The sequence below is a fragment of the Mesorhizobium sp. Cs1321R2N1 genome (genome assembly GCF_037179725.1).
GTDB classification, from domain to species: domain Bacteria; phylum Pseudomonadota; class Alphaproteobacteria; order Rhizobiales; family Rhizobiaceae; genus Mesorhizobium; species Mesorhizobium salmacidum.
Genome location: NZ_JAPYKP010000043.1, coordinates 1 through 15952, shown reverse-complemented (window position 1 = coordinate 15952; position 15952 = coordinate 1). Strand labels below are relative to the sequence as shown.

Here is a 15952-nt window from a genome sequence, read left to right as displayed (position 1 = left end):
CATGCTGGATCTCTTTCCCGAGGCTGAAAAGCCGGTCGAAATCATTCCGTCGAAGAAGCTTGCCGCCCGTGCGGCGGCGCTGTATGTCGCGCCAGCGGACGATTTCCAGACGCGTCCGGTGGACGAATTGCGGCTCGGTTTCGACGGCATTTCAGGCGACTTCCATGCAGGACCGACGCGCCGCTCCGGCGGGCGCGAGCCCTGGTATCCGCGCGGCACCGAGATGCGCAACGAGCGGCAGATATCGATCGTGGCGGCGGACGAATTGGGCATCGTCGCCGAACGGATGGAACTCGCCGAAATCAAGCCCGAGTGGATCGGCGCCAATCTGGTGATCGAAGGCGTGCCGCATCTGTCGATGCTGCCGGCCGGCACGCTACTGTTCTTCAAGGGCGGCGTGACCCTCAAGGTCGACGCCCAGAACGGGCCATGCCGCATCGCCGGGCGATCGATCGCTGAAAACGCTGGAATGACGGACCTCGAAGCCGGCGCGCTGTTGTTTCCGAAGGCAGCGAAGCGGTTGCGCGGCGTGGTCGCCTGGGTTGAAAGGCCCGGCGTCGTCAGGGCCGGCGAAGAGATTTCGGTGCGGGTGCCGGAACAATGGATTTATCAGGCATAGCCGCACGCTCGCATCGTGGCTGAGGTGAGAGCTACGCCGCCTGTGAGGCGGCGGCGCAGCAAAACACCTGATGTCAGCCCTTGCGGTTCTTGTTGGCGCCTTGCGCCATGACGGAGACGTGGTCCCACTTGTCCCAGGTGGCGAGGCGGTTGGCGTATTCCTGGCGTATCATCGGCAGGCCGCCATCGCCGAAGAATACCCGAAGCGGCGGCTCGTCGGCATCGACGATGGCCAGCATGGCCGGACCGGTCGCCTCGGGATCGCCGGCGACCGAGTTGGCGCGGCGCTCGGCCATCCTGGCACGGGCAGGCGCATAGGCCTCGATCGGCTTGGAAACCTTGGCCGATGCTCCCGACCAGTCGGTGGCGAAGCCGCCCGGCTCGACCAGCGTGACATGAATGCCGAATTCCGCGACCTCGATGCTGAGCGACTGGCTGAAGGCTTCCAGCGCCCATTTCGAGGCATGATAGAGGCCGAGCGAGGCAAAGGCGTTGACGCCGCCGATCGACGATATCTGGATGATGTGGCCGGACCGCTGCGCTCGCATGATCGGCAGGGCGGCCTGGGTGACCCACAGCGCGCCGAACACGTTGGTCTCGATCTGGTCGCGGGCTTCCTGCTCGCTGACTTCCTCGATTGCGCCGAAATGGCCGTAGCCGGCATTGTTGATGACGACGTCGATCCGGCCAAAGCGCTTGTGCGCCTCGGCGACAGCGGCATCGACGGCTTTCTTGTCGGTGACGTCGAGCTTTAGCGCGGCGATGTTGTCGCCGTATTTCTCGACCAGATCGGCGAGCGTGCCGACGTCACGGACGGTCGCGGCGACGCGGTCGCCGCGCGCCAACGCGGCCTCCGCCCAGACGCGGCCAAAGCCTTTCGACGATCCGGTGATGAACCAAACCTTTGATGTCATGATGTGGAATCCTTGCCCCTGCGGGCGCAATTTCTGGATGGAAGCGGAGGCTTCTCCGCTTCCGGGCATATACGGGCTGTCCCGTGATTTTCCAGAGGCGGGCGGAAATCTTTTTGAACTTGGGGCTTTCAAGTGGAACAAGAAATCGTGTGAATCAGGGGTAGTTCACCAAACTCGACCAGGCTGGGTCGTCGTGCTTTTGCCAATAGAGCGCCATCAGTCGGCTGGTGATCGGCCCGACCTTGCCGTCGGCGATGTCGGCACCGTCAATCTCCGTCACCGGCATGATGCCGCCGGCGGTCGAGGTGATGAAGACCTCGTCGGCGCCGCGCAGCATGGCCACGCTGACATCCATGGCCGTCGCCGAGAGTCCGATCTCTGCGCAAAGATCGAAGACGGTGCGGCGGGTGATGCCCGGCAGCACGCCGATGGCCGGTGTCGACAGTCTGCCGTCCTTGACGCAGAAGACGTTGAAGCCAGGACCCTCGGCGACATTGCCGTTGAAGTCGAGAATGAGGGCCGTCTCGGCGCCGCGATCATAGGCATCGTAGAGGCCGCGCACGAGGTCGAGCCAGTGATAGTTCTTGATCGTCGGATCGATCGAGGCCGGCTGAATGCGCACCTTGTCACTGACGGCGACACGCAGCCCGCGCTGCAACTGCTCGGCATTGGCGACCGAGCCGAACGGCACGGCGAACGCCATGAAGCGGTTGATCGCCTGGCGCGGGTCGCGGCTGAAGGTCGGCGAGGCGCCGCGCGTGCACAGCATCTCGACATAGGCGGCGCGATGGCCTGACAGCGCAACGCAATTGTGCAGGATCTCGGCCACGCCATCGTGATCGAACGGGATCGTCATGCGCAGCTTTTGCAAGCCGCCGAAGAAACGGTCGAGATGCAGATCGAGGCGGAAGAAGCGGCCGTTCCAGACATGCACTGTATCGTAGGTGGCGTCAGAGTGCAGAAAACCCCAATCCAGCACCGAGACCTTGGCTTGCGACATTGGCAAGTACTGGCCGTCGAGGAAGGCAATGCCTTCGGGATAGGCGTGCGGGTCGACATGGCGATCGCTCACAACAGGCAGCGGCGGTGTATCCTGTGCGATTTGGCTCATCGGCAGCTCCTTGCCATTACGTCACAAGCTATCGCGGCAGGCCGAGCGCATAGAGCCAGTAGTCGGACTTCAGTCATCCTCGAGATGACGATCGGGCCAGCATTTGCGAGTGAGCACCATTCCGCCCGGCAATAGCGTCATTCCTCCTCGTCATCGGCGTCGAGCAGGCGGGTGGCGCGCCAGCGCGTGAGCACGATGTTGGTTTGCTCGATGACGAAGAAACGCGCCGAGTCGCGATCATAGCCCTCGGCCAGCAGCTTTTCGTAGTCGGTGTGCATGTGACGGATATGGGCAATCGTCGCCAGCCAGACCGCGATCGTCGGCGGCAAGGTCTTCATATGCATGGAGCCGGCGTCGATGCGGATCTTCTCCATGTCGGCATAAGGCGCCAGCGGCAAAAGTGCCGTCAGCGCCTTGGCGATGGCGCGGCGGCGGCCGGTCGGCGCGCTCATCGCTCCTCGCGCCCCTCAACGGTCGCCTCGGCAATGGCATCGGTCGAGGCGAAATAGGGCTTGATGTCGACGACCGGCGTGCCGTCGAGCACGTCGATGGCGTCCAGATCGATGCGCCCGGTGGCAATGTCCAAACCGACGAGCTTGGCTACATGCAGGCCGATCGGATTTGGCCGGGCCGGGGAGCGCAACCCGAATACGCCTTTTGCTTCAGCCGCATGGCGGGGTTTTTGAACGATCAGATTCCTCGGCGCATGATGCAGCCAGGACAGGATGACGACGTGGCTGGCGCGGTCCAGCCCACGCAGCCCTTCGCGATAGGGCGCTTCGATGGTGAGCGCCGCCGGCTGTCCCGTTTCGCGCGCGGCGCGCATGTTTTTCGGGCAGCTTTCCCGGGTAGTCCATGGCGAGGCGATACGGCCGATGAAGACGATGCCGCTATCGGGTGGCATCGTTGCCGGATCCTGGTCCAGCCTCTGCTCGCCTTCACGTGCCTCGAACATGTCACGCTGCCCGGTCATTGCCTGTCTCTGTGCCGGGCCTGACTCTGTGCTGGTGCATGCCATCTCAAACCGATTGACGTTTCGGGTGACCTGGACCGGGAAATCACGCATGCGGCATTTTCTGGTCCGGAAGCGACATAGCGCTTGCAAGGTCGCCAAAATCGACATAAACATATGTTTATATCTTTTTCAAAGAGAATACGCTGATGCATGTCTCGCTCGACACCATGGTGGATACGCTGAAGGCGGCGGCCGAATCCAGCCGCCTGCGCATATTGGCATTGTTGTCGCGCGGCGACCTCACCGTTTCCGACCTTACCGAAATTCTCGGCCAGTCGCAGCCGCGTGTCTCGCGACATCTGAAACTGCTGCTCGAGGCGGGGCTGATCGGCCGCTACCAGGAAGGGTCGTGGGCATTCTTCCGCCTGTCGGACGCAGATTCGGCACGAGACTTCGTGATGGGGCTGGTTTCCAGCATTCGCGGAGCCGACCCGCAGGTCGAGCGCGATCTGGAGCGGCTGACCTCGGTCAAGCGCAAGCGCCAGGACCGCGCCACCGCGTATTTTTCGCAGAACGCCGCAAGCTGGGATCATATCCGCTCGCTGCATGTGCCCGACCGCGCCGTCGAGGCCGCGATGCTGAAGCTGGTCGGCAAGCGGCCGTTCCAGTCCATGCTCGACCTTGGCACCGGCACCGGGCGGCTGCTCGAAATCTTCTCGCCGCTCTACCGGCGCGGCATCGGCATCGACATGTCGCGCGAGATGCTGACGGTGGCGCGCGCCAATCTCGACAAGGCCGGCGTTTCGAATGCGCAGGTGCGGCAGGGCGATATTTTTTCGCCGCCTGTCGAGCGCGATGCCTTCGATCTCGTCACCATCCATCAGGTGCTGCACTATCTCGACGATCCGGCTCGCGCCATCCATGAGGCGGCGCGGCTTTTGCGCCCGGCAGGCCGTCTGGTCATCGTCGATTTCGCGCCGCACGCGCTGGAGTTCCTGCGTGACGAGCACGCGCATATGCGTCTCGGCTTTTCCGACCGGCAGATCGGGGACTGGTTCTCCGAAGCCGGCCTCGATCTCGAGGATGCCCAGGAATTCGAACCGCGCGGCGGTAACGAGGCCAGGCTCACCGTCAAGCTTTGGCTTGGCCGCGACCGGCGCCTGCTGATCGCCGATCCCGCCAACGCCAGCCAGCAGACCAGAGTGAGCTCGATAGGGGAAATCGCCTGATGAACCAGTTTCGTTTTTCCCGCCGTCCCGATATCGGCGACAAGGTCAGGGTTTCGTTCGAGTTCTTCCCGCCGAAGAACGACGAGATCGAAGCGAGGCTATGGGACACGGTCACAAGGCTGGAGCCGCTGAAGCCGAAATTCGTCTCGGTCACCTATGGCGCCGGCGGCTCGACACGCGAGCGCACGGCGCGCACCATCGGCCGCATCCTGAAGGAGACCAGCCTGACGCCGGCCGCGCACATGACCTGCGTCGATGCTGCCCGCCATCAGGTCGATGCGGTGATCCAGGAATTCACCGACATGGGCGTCAAACGCTTCGTCGCCTTGCGCGGCGATCCGGCCGCGGGCGTCGGAACCGCCTACCGGCCGCATCCGGACGGCTACGCCAATGGTGCCGAGCTGGTCGGGGCGCTGAAGGACGCCGGCGATTTCGACATCTCGGTTTCGGCCTATCCGGAAAAGCATCCGGAAAGCCCTGACTTCGCCACCGACATCGACATGCTGAAGCGCAAGGTCGACAATGGCGCGACACGGGCGATCACCCAGTTCTTTTTCGACAACGATCTCTACGAGCGTTACGTCGAGCGCGCGCGCCGCGCCGGCATCTACATCCCGATCGTTCCCGGCATCCTGCCAGTGCACAATTTTACCCAGGTCGCCAATTTCTCGGCGCGCTGCGGTGCACTGGTGCCGGCATGGCTGGCCGAGCGCTTCGACGGTCTGCAGAACGATCCGCAGACGCATGCTCTGGTGGCTTCCGCCGTGGCGGCCGAACAGGTGCTGGACCTCGTCGAGCGCGGCGTTGGCGATTTTCACTTCTATACGATGAACCGGGCCGATCTGGTGTTCGCCGTCTGCCACATGATCGGCATCCGCTCGCATGAGGCGGAGGTGGCGGGTTCCGCTGCTGCGTAAGGCTCGGCTGGAAAAGCAAAAGGCCGGGTAAAAAACCCCGGCCTTTCGAATTGGTTAGACTATCTGGTGCTGGTCTTCCCTGTCTTGGCGGGTTCAGGGAAGGACGCCCATAATGAGGGCGCCGATGAAGGCAAACGCAGCACAAATCATCAATGCGTTGATTGGCCTCGTAAGTCCCATGACATAGCCTCCTCTTAAAGAGCTATGCCCTGGAGTCTAGGTTCATTTGTGCCACAGGCAAGCGGAAAATGTGCTGCATTGCGACGTGATTGTGAGATTCGCGACCTCGGTTTTGCCGTTAGCCGTTGAAACTCTTCGGCAAAAGCCCGCTTCAAGCCTGTGAATAAATTATGGCGGTGGCGTGTCGACGCTGTGTCATGGCAGCGCTACCGCCGCGAAAGTCGCATTCGACTTTCGCGTCGACCATCCCTTGCCCGGCCCTAACGGCGACCGAACACTCGTCCGTCGATTGCGAGAAGACCGAGCCCGATCAGCACCACGCCGCCGATCTCGAACGCTTCCAGCCGTTCGCCAAGGAACAGAAAACCGAGCAGCATGGCGCTGGCCGGCACGATCAGCGTGACCAGCGAGGCGTTGGTGGCCCCGGCCGAGGCGACGAGATTGAAGTAGAGGATGTAGGCGAAGGCCGTCGACAGAAGCGCCAGCGCCAGCACCGCCGTCCACACCGGCGGCGAGGCCGAGAACAAGCCGGCCGGGCCGTGGGCGAAGAGCACGATCGGGATCATGATGATGGTCGAAGCCGTCAATTGTCCGGTGGCGACGACCGGCGAGGGCACGCCCTTGAAGCGGCGGGCGACCATCAGCGCAACGCCATAGGAGAGCGAGGCGCCGATCAGCGCGAATTTGGCCCAGACCGGGCCGCCCAGCCCCGCGAGCAGGCCGGGACCGATCATCACAGCCGTGCCGGCGACACCGAGGGCGATGCCGGCGAGCTTGTTCCAGGACAGCTTTTCATCTGATGTCAGAGCATTGGCGAGGATCAGCGTCCAGAACGGCGTCGTGGCATTGAGCACGGAGGCGACGCCGGCACCCAATTGGGTCTGGCCGGCGAAGATCAGCGAGAAGGGGACGACATTGTTGGTGAAGGCCAGCAGGAAGAACAGGCCGGCATGCGGCAGGGCGAGACGGAAGGAGGGGCCGCGCAAGCCGAGATAGAGATGCAGCGCCAATGCGGCGATGGCGACGCGAAACAGAACCAGCACCAATGGGTGAAGCTCCGCCACCGCGATGCGGGCGAAGAAGAACGAGCCGCCCCAGATCGCGCCGAGCAACAGCAACTGCCCCCAGTCCCTGAGCGTCATCGGTCCGCGTGCTGCAGATGCCGCTGCCATAGCCATGTGATTTATCCTCCCCGGACGGCTCGAATGCCGGCCAACCAGGCAGAAGCCATATCGGGTCCGGCGGCAAGGGCCACCCGAAACTTGACCGACAGCCAAGCTTCTCGGCAAAAGGCTAGTGCCGCACCGTCAGCAGCGCGAGACACAGAATTGTTTTCATTGCAGCGCCGCACGTCTCCAGAGACGCGCAAAGGACGCTGCGAGATTCATTCCTGGCGCATGATCCTTTCCGAAAGTCGAAATTGACTTTCGGGGTCATGCGCTAGCCGCTAGCTTGGATTGATTGTGCGAGCTGAAGTCGGGGATTCGTCCATGCAGCGATTCGAGAATGCAAGCGAGGCGGCACTGGCGCTTCGCCCGGACGACCCGGTCTACTGCTTCCGCCCGCAGGTGCTCAAGGCCGACGCCTTGCAGTTCATGGGCATGTTCCCCGGCAAGACCGCCTATGCGGTGAAGACCAATGGCGAGCAGATCGTGCTGAAGACGCTGGTCGAGGCCGGCGTCACCGCCTTCGACGTCGCTTCACCAGGCGAGTTCGCCGCCGTGCGCGCCGTCTCGCCCGATGCCGAGATGCTCTACATGCACCCGGTCAAGGCGCAGTCGGACATCAAGCTGGCGCTGGAAAAATACGGCATCCGCGTCATTTCGCTCGACCATGAGGACGAGATCACCAAGCTGACCCGGGTGGTGCGGGCGCTCGATATCGACCCGGGCGCGGTCAGCGTCTTCGTGCGTGTGCAGACCAAGGGGCATGCCGCCTACGAACTGTCGAAGAAATTCGGCGCCGGGCCGGCCTATGCGGTCGAACTCGCCGAGCGGCTGAACCGCACCGGCTATAGGGTCGGCCTCTGTTTCCATGTCGGCAGCCAGATCGAGGATCCCGACACCTATGAGCGGGCACTGGCCTCGGCCGACTGGGTGCGTAACCGGCTGACCTTCGACATCGCCGGGCTCGATGTCGGCGGCGGCTTTCCGGCCGAATACGGACATGATCCCAACCGCAAGCAGATCGAGATGCCGTCGCTCGGCCAGATCATGTCGCGGCTCTCCGGCGACCTGAAGGAATATCAGTTCGACCAGATTCCGCTGGTGGCGGAGCCGGGCAGGGTCATCGTGGCGCGCTGCCTGTCGCTGATCGTGCGCGTGCTCCTGCGCAAGGGTAAGCGGCTCTACATCAATGACGGCATCTGGGCGTCGCTGTCGGATTCATGGACCGGCAAGATCACGCTGCCGGCACGCTTCATCCCCGATCCGGCGATCCGCGCGCGCAATGGCGACGAGAACAAAATCGTGCCGTTCAAGGTGTGCGGCGCGACCTGCGATTCCGTCGACATCCTGTCGCGGCCGTTCTGGCTGCCGGAGACCGTCGACACCGGCGACTGGATCGAGATCGGCCATATCGGCGCCTACTCGCTGTCGCTCAGGACCCGCTTCAACGGCTTTTATCCCGACACGTTCGTCGAGGTGACGACGCCTTTCGACGAGGGCGACGCGCCGCAAGGGTTTGCGAGCTTGGAGACGATGGCGGATTAAGCCACGCCACCGCCGGCCTGGATGTTCTCGCCAGTCAACCAGCGGGCCTCGTCGCTGGCCAGGAAAACGGCAACGTCGGCGACATCGCGCGGCGCACCAATCCTACCGAAGGGCGACATGCCGGCCGCCACGGCGCGATCGCGCTCCGGCAGAAGGTCCGTGTCGGTGAAGCCTGGCGATAAACTATTGACGGTGACGCCGCGTGGACCAACCTCGCGCGACAGCACGCGCACAAATTGTTCCACCGCGCCCTTGCTGCCGAGATAGAGCGCAGTGTGGGTGAAGAACATTTTTGTCCCGCCCGTGGAGACCGCGATGATGCGACCGCCGTCCCGCACACGGCGAGCGGCCTCCTGAAGCGTGAAGAACGTGCCTTTGGCGTTGGTATCGAAAACAAGGTCGAAATCCGCTTCACTGGCCTCGACCAGCGGTTTGATCACGGCGACGCCGACATTGGCGACGACGATGTCGAGACCGCCCAATTGGCTTTCTGCTTCGTCGAACAACCGGCGGACGTCGGAGACATTTGAAATGTCGGCCTGGATGGCGATCGCCTTGCCACCCTTGCTCGTGATGGCCGCCACAACATCGTCAGCGGCCTTGGCATTGCCGACATAGTTGACGGCGACGGTGGCGCCGTTGGCGGCGAGCCCTTCGGCAATGGCGCGGCCGATGCCGCGCGAACTGCCGGTGACGATCGCGGTTTTGCCCTGAAGCGAATGAGACATGATCAATTCCTTTCGACCGTTCGTGACCGCGCGATGCGGCTTCCACGGTCGAAAATAGGCCGAAGCTATTGATCATATAATGGGCTATTATATGACTTGCCTGTTAATCCTGGGATACACAATGCGCGGGTCTGAATTTTCCGAACTCAAGGCATTCGCGACGATCGTGGAGGAGGGCAGTTTCATCCGCGCTTCCGCCAGGCTCAGGATTTCGCCGCCGGCCCTCAGCCAGACAATCCGGCAGTTGGAGGCACGTCTCGGTGTCCGTCTGCTCAATCGCACGACACGCAGCGTATCGCCGACGGCGGCCGGCGACACGCTGTTCACGCGGCTTGGCCCTGTTTTCAGGGAACTGGAAGGCGCGGTCGCGGATATTCATGCCTCACGCGATCAGCCGGCGGGTTCGCTGCGCATCAACGTGCCGCGCGTGGCCGCGATGCGGTTCATCGCGCCGATCCTGGGCGATTTCCAGCGCGTCTATCCCGATATCAGCCTGACGGTCATCGTCGACGACATGCTGACAGACATTGTCGAAGGACGCTTCGATGCCGGCATTCGGCTCGGCGAGCGGCTGGAAAAAGACATGGTGGCGGTGAAGCTGAGCGGGGACCTGCAAATGGCCGCGGTGGCCGCTCCCGCCTATCTCGCGGGACGCAGCACGCCTCGTCATCCCGGCGATCTGCACCAGCATCGCTGCATCAACTTCCAATGGCCAGGCGGCGGCAACATCTACCGATGGGAGTTCGCGCGTGGCAAAAGGGCGTTGGAAATCGCGGTCGAAGGCAGGCTGACTGTCAACGACACCGACTTGCTGCTCAACGCGGTGCTGAGCGGTGCCGGTATTGCATACATGATTGATTATCAGGTCCGTCCCTGGATCGAGAACGGTCAGCTGGTCCGGTTTCTGGAGGCCTGGTCGCCCAGCTTCCCCGGTTTCTACCTGTACCATCCGAGCGTGCGGCATGTGCCGCCAGCCTTGCGGGCGTTCATCGATTTTGTGCGGGGGAGTAGTGGGCAGTTAGTAGTTAGTAGTTAGTAGTGACGTGCGGCGCCTGAGACCCTCACTACTCACTACTCACTTTTTTTTTTACAGTTTTCCCAGCAGCACCGGCGTCGGCCAGCCATCCACCGGCAGGCCTAGCCGCATCTGCTCCTTGCGGATGGCTTCGCGGGTGTTGGTGCCCAGGATTCCGTCGACCGTGCCGACGTCGTAACCCCTGGCCTCGAGCTTCGTCTGCAACGCCTTCATCTGCTCGTTGTCGAGACCCGGCTCGGGATTGCGCGGATCGAGCGGCGGCGTGCCGGCGAGCTGCGCGGCAAGGTTTGCCGCGGTCAGCGCGTAGGTGAAGGACTGGTTCCATTCGAGATAGACGTCGAAATTGTCGTAGGTGAGGAAGGCCGGACCCTTGCGGCCCATGGGCAGCGCCAGGCCGGCCTTCAGGCCCTTGTCGATCAGCGGCGAACCGTCGGGGTTGGTGACGCCCCACTGCGCCCACTGTGTCAGCGGCAATTTGTTGGTGCGGCCGGTCTGGTCCCACGGCATCTCGTCGGGCACGCGCACTTCCTGGATCCAGGGCTCGTCGCGCTTCCAGCCGCGCGACAGCACCTTGTTGCCCGTGGTCATGATCACGTCCGGCACGCTGTTTCTAAGGTCGATCTCGCCGTCGCCGTCGCCATCGACGCCGCGCGCAAGATAGTCGGACGGCAGGATCTGCGTCTGGCCGATCTCGCCGGCCCAGGCGCCGGTGACATCGGCCGGCAGCACGCCGCGATCGATCAGTTCCAGCAGCGGCACCAGTTGCTGGCGGAAAAGCTGCGGGCGGCGGCAGTCATGCGACAGCGTCACCAGTGCGCTCAGCGTATGGAAATCGCCCTGCACGGCGCCGAAATCCGTTTCAAGCGCCCAGAAGGCGGTGATGACAGGCGCCTGGACACCGAACTGCTGGTCGGCGCGGGCGAAGACATCGGCGTATTTCTTCATGTTCGCCGCACCTTGCTTCAGCCGGTAGGCAGAGATCATGCGGTTGGAGAATTGGACGAAGGTTTGCGTGAAGACGCCCTGCGCGCGGTCGCGCGCCAGAGCCTTCTCGTCGATCCTGGCGTCCTCCAGCGCATCGAGACCGACGGCGCCGACACCGGCAGCCTTGGCTTCCGCCGCCACGCCCTGTTTCCAGGTTTCGAAATCGCCGCCGCATTCCTGCGCCATCGCCGGCAAGGCCGTGGCGCACAAGAATAGCGCCGCGAGGGCTTGGGAACGCAGTCGCATTAGCTTCCTTTCGAAACGAAGAGGGCGTTGTCGTGCCTAGAGCCCAACGCCCTGCGGTTGCACTCTTTACCGCTGGCAGTGTCGAAAAGCAGGCGGCAAGCCCGGTGTCAACGGGTCTTCTGCTTCAGCCCTATTTGAGGCGCCCTTGCTGCCGTTGCCACGGGGTCAGCGGGTGTTCTGCTTCAGCCCTATTTGAGGCGCCCTTGCTGCCGTTGCCACGGTGTCAACGGGTCTTCTGCCGCAGCCGCTATTCCAGAGGGCTTCGCTGCCGTTGCCACGAGGTCAACGGGTCTTCTGCCGCGGCCCTTCTTCCAAGCGCCTTCGCTGCCGTTGCCACGGGGTCAGCGGGTGTTCTGCCGCAACCATTTATTCCAGGCGGCTTCCGAGCCGTTGAAGACGTTGATGTCGGACTTGCCGGTCATGCCGGGGACGATGCCGGTTCCGGTGTACTGCCAGAAGGTGAAGGGGTGGCTGCCATATTTCTCGCGCGGGTGCCCGGCGACGGAGCGCAGCCAGTAGGGATAGCCGCGGAAGCTCGACAGTTCGTTGTCCTCGAAGAAATCGACCGAGGTGTAGATGATCGGCTTCTTACCGTAACGCCGCTCGACGATATCAAGGAAGGTGGTCATCTCAGCGCGCACCGTGGCCGCGTCGGGGCGCAGGTGGCAGGTCGGCGAGTTCGGGTTCCATTCCATGTCGAGAACCGGAGGCAATGCGGAGCGGTCGACGGGGACATTCTGGATGAACCAGCGCGCCTGCACGGCGGCGGGCGTGCAGAAATAGAAGAAATGATAGGCCGCGCGTGGAATTCCGTTGGCTTTCGTGCGCGCCCAGTGCTCGCTGAAATATTCATCGAATCGGTCGCCGCCTTCGGTCGCCTTGATGAAGGCGAAGGAGATACCGCTGGCCTTGGCGGTCGGCCAGTCGATCGATGTCTGGTATTTGGAGACGTCGGTGCCGTGGACGGCATAGTTCCACGGCGCGCCGCTGTCCCACTCATGCGGCTTGGAATCGGCAAAGCGCGGCGCGCGCACGGCCACCGTCGGACTGCTCGACGCGGACGGCGACAGCGGCGAGAGATCGTCCACGGTCGAGCAGGCGCCGAGCAGCGTCAGCATGAAAAAGACCGCAAGACGGCGCATCGCAACTTCCAAGCCGGAATCAGCCGGTCGCTGATGGGTCTGTGCACTTGATGGCCGAAGTTGGTCTGGCCCCTCCAGGCGATCGCCCCACGCATCGCCCAGCCTATTCGTTTTTCGTGCATGTCGTTGTCGCAAAACCGCTGCGCACTTTGGGCGACATGCATCCCTGTGATCGCCGATCATGGTTGATATCTGGTTTATGGCGCTCGACAAGAAGCCCGATTTTGCGGAAGCAATGGCGGCAATTCGATGACATAAACGTCAGGCGAGTGCCTGGGAGGCAAAGGATGCGGATCATCGTCAAGATCGTCAAATGGCTGCTTGGCCTGATCGTGCTGGCTATCGCCGCGCTGGTTGCCTGGCTCTATTTCGCGCCGCCGGAACTCATCCGCGTCGGCTCGGGCTATTCGGCCAAGATCGTCTGCTCCAACGTCTTCATCGCCGGGCGCGACCCCAACGAGGTGCTGGCCGTCGATGTGCAGGCGCCCGGCCATCCGCTGCTGCGCTTGATGCGGGTTTCCGTCGACAAGAACCGGGGGACGGTGTCGGCCGGCCTGCTCGGTTTCCTCGGCAAGAGCGAGGCGGTTGCGCGCGACGGGCTGGGCTGCGCCTCGGTTCCCGACGGCGATGTCGGCAAGGCGCGGCGCACGACGGTCCATGCCGAACCGGCGGCGACAAGCCAGGATGCGCTATGGCCCGAGGGCGAACGGGTCAGTGCCTCGCAGAATCCCGACGTCTTGAAGATCGTCGCGGACGACGCGATGGCCGGCACCGGCATGCGCGCGATCGTCGTGGTAAAGAACGGGCGGATCGTCGCGGAACGCTATGGCGACGGCTTTTCGGTCAAGACGCCATTGCTCGGCTGGTCGATGACCAAGACGGTGAACGCCGCCATCGTCGGCACACTGATCAGGGACGGCAAGCTGGCGGTCGACAACAAGGGCCTGTTCACGCCCTGGAAGGTGGATGGCCGCGCCGCGATCAGCCTTGCCGACATGATGGCGATGTCGAGCGGTCTGGAGTTCAACGAAGACTATGGCGACGTCGCCGATGTGACGCGCATGCTCTACCTCGAACCCGACATGGCGGGTTTTGCCGGCTCCAAACCCCTCACCGGCGAGGTCGGCAAGGTGTTTTCCTATTCCAGCGGCACGGCGGTGATGCTGTCGCGCCTCTGGCAGGACGCGATCGGCGACAAGGCGAAGGCATTGACGTGGCCGCGCATGGCGCTGTTCGAGCCGCTCGGCATGCACAGCGCGGTGCTCGAAACCGACGAGCAGGGCACTTTCGTCGGCTCGTCCTATCTCTACGCCACGGCGCATGACTGGGCCCGGTTCGGCCAGTTCCTGCTGCAGGGCGGGGTATGGAACGGCAACCAGGTCCTGCCGGCCGGCTTCGTCGATTGGATGCGTGAGCCGGCATCCGCCTCGAAAATCTACGGCAAGGGCCAGTTGTGGATCGAAGCGCCGGGCGACGAGGAAAATCCCGGTGCCGGCGTCGCCGCCGGCCTGCCGAAGGACACTTACTGGATGGAAGGCCATGATGGGCAGACCGTCGCCATCATTCCATCCGAGCAATTGGTGGTGGTGCGGCTCGGGCTAACGCCGGCCAAGCTCAACTATCGGCCGCAGGCGTTGGTGGGGGCGCTGGTGAAGGCGCTGCATTGAGCGGCAGTCGAGTGCTGCAAGTTTTCTTCTATGCCGCAGTCGCCAAAGGCTTGGCGCGATCGATACGCGCGCGCTCGTCGGGCGAATTCATGACCGCCCAAAGATCGGCACGGCGCTGCACGTTCAGCCAGAAATCCGGGCTGTTGCCAAAGACCCGCGCCAGAATGAGCGCAGTGGCAGCCGTCACGTTGCGGCGGTCGTTGCACAATTCGTTCACATGCTTGCGCTGGACCCCCATCGCTTCGGCCAAAGCAGCCTGTGTCAGGCCTAGCGGCTGCATGAATTCTTCCGTGAGGATTTCGCCCACCGTTGCGGGCTTGCGTGTCGTCATCAACATGTGTCACCTCATCTGTAACTGTGGTCGTCGAGATAAGTATCCGACGCTTCACCACGTCCGCCGTCCCACCGGAAGATCAGCCGCCATTGGCCATTGACGCGGATCGAATGGAAGCCATCGAGATTGCCACGCAACTTTTCGAAATGATTGCTCGGCGGCACACGCAAATCCCGATCGGTCATCGCGTCATCGATCATCTGGAGTTTGCGGAACAACCGGCTTTCAAGATCGGACGGAATGTTGCGGGAGTGAATGTCTTCCACGAAGAAGGCCCGTAGCCATCCGTCCCGAAACCCGACGATCACTTTCTATCTCCAGCATGGAGATAGTGTACCGCCCCTTGGGTCATTCTGCAACTGCCATGGATGGTTTTACGGCCGCAATGTCTGCGATGTCACATGCCGAGCCCGATGACCGCCAGCCAGGCATAGCCACGATAAAGCGTGCGAAAACGGAAGGTTACGCCGGTTCGCTCGGCTTCCGATTCCAGAACGTCGCGCAGGGATTCGCGCGGGGTGACGTGGAATTTTTTCAGCCAGCCGCGCAGCAAGGTGCGGAACCAGCCCGGCAAACCTTCCTGCTGGCCGAAATCGACTATGTGCAGCGAGCCCGTCGGGGCCAGCGTGGCAAGTGCTGCCGAGACCGTCTTCTCCCAGCCCGGGATCATCGACAGCGAATAGGAGACGAAGATGCGGTCGAACCGTTCGATGCCGTAAAGGGCCTCTGCATCGAAATCGGTGGCGTCGCCCCTCGCCAGCGTGACGCGATCCGAGAGGCCTTCGCGGTCGATTGCCGTGCCGGCCGTTTCCAGCATTTCGGCCGAAATATCGAGGCCGAAGAAACGGGCATCGGGATAGGCGCGGGCGGCGAGGATGATGTTGCGGCCGGTGCCGCAGCCGAGCTCCAGAACGGTGCCGCCTTGCGGCACGTCCAGCCCCGCGATCATCCGGTCGCGGCCGAGCAGGTAGTATTTGCGGGTCAGGTCGTAGATATGGCGCTGCCAGCGGTAGACGCCGTCCATCAGCTCGGCGTGGCTGGCCGGCAGCTCCGTCGTGCTCATCAGGCAACCTCACGATTGCGTTGAATCAGTTTAAGAGCTGATTGGGCGTTGGTCCCGCGCCACCGTAACGACCGCCTGTGGTGCTCGCCCTTCGAGGGCCCGCATGAGACCTGCGGC

17 protein-coding genes are annotated in these 15952 nt (G+C 63.1%); 6 read left to right on the top strand and 11 right to left on the bottom strand.

The genetic code is table 11. The features are described from left to right. Position 1: 1 nt before the first annotated feature. A complete protein-coding gene (locus O7A61_RS13840) occupies positions 2 to 619 on the top strand; it encodes an MOSC domain-containing protein (RefSeq protein WP_337130281.1) in 618 nt (205 codons plus the stop codon). A 73-nt stretch (positions 620 to 692) separates the two neighbouring features. Here O7A61_RS13840 and O7A61_RS13835 read toward each other — a convergent pair whose 3' ends face one another. From O7A61_RS13835 to tsaA, 4 genes are all read right to left on the bottom strand, one after another. Next, positions 693 to 1532 (bottom strand): SDR family oxidoreductase, encoded by an 840-nt coding sequence (locus O7A61_RS13835; RefSeq protein WP_337130280.1) that lies wholly within the window; start codon positions 1530 to 1532, stop codon positions 693 to 695. A 154-nt stretch (positions 1533 to 1686) separates the two neighbouring features. Further along, complete coding sequence (locus tag O7A61_RS13830) at positions 1687 to 2643, bottom strand: D-amino acid aminotransferase (protein WP_337130279.1); 957 nt, start codon at positions 2641 to 2643, stop codon at positions 1687 to 1689. A 137-nt stretch (positions 2644 to 2780) separates the two neighbouring features. After that, positions 2781 to 3095, bottom strand: a complete 315-nt coding sequence (locus O7A61_RS13825) for a DUF2293 domain-containing protein (RefSeq protein ID WP_337130278.1) — start codon at positions 3093 to 3095, stop codon at positions 2781 to 2783. Then, positions 3092 to 3616, bottom strand: coding sequence for a tRNA (N6-threonylcarbamoyladenosine(37)-N6)-methyltransferase TrmO (tsaA, locus tag O7A61_RS13820; RefSeq protein WP_337130277.1), 525 nt, complete (start codon positions 3614 to 3616; stop codon positions 3092 to 3094). The genes O7A61_RS13825 and tsaA overlap by 4 nt, the downstream gene beginning before the upstream one ends. Before the next feature lie 188 nt (positions 3617 to 3804). Here tsaA and O7A61_RS13815 point away from each other — a divergent pair, with 188 nt between their 5' ends. Beyond that, on the top strand, positions 3805 to 4827 hold the full coding sequence (locus O7A61_RS13815; RefSeq protein WP_337130276.1) for an ArsR/SmtB family transcription factor: 1023 nt from the start codon (positions 3805 to 3807) through the stop codon (positions 4825 to 4827). Beyond that, complete coding sequence (gene metF, locus O7A61_RS13810) at positions 4827 to 5744, top strand: methylenetetrahydrofolate reductase [NAD(P)H] (RefSeq protein WP_337130275.1); 918 nt, start codon at positions 4827 to 4829, stop codon at positions 5742 to 5744. The genes O7A61_RS13815 and metF overlap by 1 nt, the downstream gene beginning before the upstream one ends. 440 nt (positions 5745 to 6184) lie before the next feature. Here the strand turns inward: metF and O7A61_RS13805 are convergent, their stop codons facing one another. Next, positions 6185 to 7102: a DMT family transporter gene (locus O7A61_RS13805; protein WP_337130274.1), complete on the bottom strand. Its 918-nt coding sequence runs from the start codon at positions 7100 to 7102 to the stop codon at positions 6185 to 6187. 312 nt (positions 7103 to 7414) lie between these two features. Between O7A61_RS13805 and O7A61_RS13800 the strand changes: the two genes are divergently transcribed. Continuing rightward, a complete protein-coding gene (locus O7A61_RS13800) occupies positions 7415 to 8635 on the top strand; it encodes an alanine racemase (protein ID WP_337130273.1) in 1221 nt (406 codons plus the stop codon). Here O7A61_RS13800 and O7A61_RS13795 read toward each other — a convergent pair. After that, positions 8632 to 9363 (bottom strand): SDR family oxidoreductase, encoded by a 732-nt coding sequence (locus O7A61_RS13795; RefSeq protein WP_337130272.1) that lies wholly within the window; start codon positions 9361 to 9363, stop codon positions 8632 to 8634. The two genes, O7A61_RS13800 and O7A61_RS13795, sit on opposite strands and share 4 nt — an antisense overlap. A 121-nt stretch (positions 9364 to 9484) precedes the next feature. On the opposite strand from O7A61_RS13795, the gene O7A61_RS13790 reads away from it, so the two are divergent. Then, on the top strand, positions 9485 to 10399 hold the full coding sequence (locus tag O7A61_RS13790) for a LysR family transcriptional regulator (RefSeq protein WP_337130271.1): 915 nt from the start codon (positions 9485 to 9487) through the stop codon (positions 10397 to 10399). Positions 10400 to 10450: 51 nt separating this feature from the next. On the opposite strand, the gene O7A61_RS13785 is transcribed toward O7A61_RS13790, so the two are convergent. Then, positions 10451 to 11629 carry a lytic murein transglycosylase gene (locus O7A61_RS13785; RefSeq protein WP_337130270.1) on the bottom strand — a complete coding sequence of 393 codons (1179 nt, stop codon included), beginning with the start codon at positions 11627 to 11629 and terminating at the stop codon, positions 10451 to 10453. 341 nt (positions 11630 to 11970) lie between these two features. Beyond that, positions 11971 to 12771 (bottom strand): glycoside hydrolase family 25 protein, encoded by an 801-nt coding sequence (locus tag O7A61_RS13780; protein ID WP_337130269.1) that lies wholly within the window; start codon positions 12769 to 12771, stop codon positions 11971 to 11973. A 287-nt stretch (positions 12772 to 13058) separates the two neighbouring features. On the opposite strand from O7A61_RS13780, the gene O7A61_RS13775 reads away from it, so the two are divergent. Next, positions 13059 to 14438 (top strand): serine hydrolase domain-containing protein, encoded by a 1380-nt coding sequence (locus tag O7A61_RS13775; protein ID WP_337130268.1) that lies wholly within the window; start codon positions 13059 to 13061, stop codon positions 14436 to 14438. Positions 14439 to 14466: 28 nt separating this feature from the next. Here the strand turns inward: O7A61_RS13775 and O7A61_RS13770 are convergent, their stop codons facing one another. The 3 genes from O7A61_RS13770 to O7A61_RS13760 form a co-directional block, all read right to left on the bottom strand. Next, a complete protein-coding gene (locus O7A61_RS13770; RefSeq protein WP_337130267.1) occupies positions 14467 to 14775 on the bottom strand; it encodes a HigA family addiction module antitoxin in 309 nt (102 codons plus the stop codon). A gap of 8 nt (positions 14776 to 14783) precedes the next feature. Next, on the bottom strand, positions 14784 to 15080 hold the full coding sequence (locus O7A61_RS13765) for a type II toxin-antitoxin system RelE/ParE family toxin (RefSeq protein WP_337104985.1): 297 nt from the start codon (positions 15078 to 15080) through the stop codon (positions 14784 to 14786). An 89-nt stretch (positions 15081 to 15169) separates the two neighbouring features. Next, positions 15170 to 15835, bottom strand: a complete 666-nt coding sequence (locus tag O7A61_RS13760) for a class I SAM-dependent methyltransferase (protein WP_337130266.1) — start codon at positions 15833 to 15835, stop codon at positions 15170 to 15172. Between the last annotated feature and the right edge of the window lie 117 nt (positions 15836 to 15952).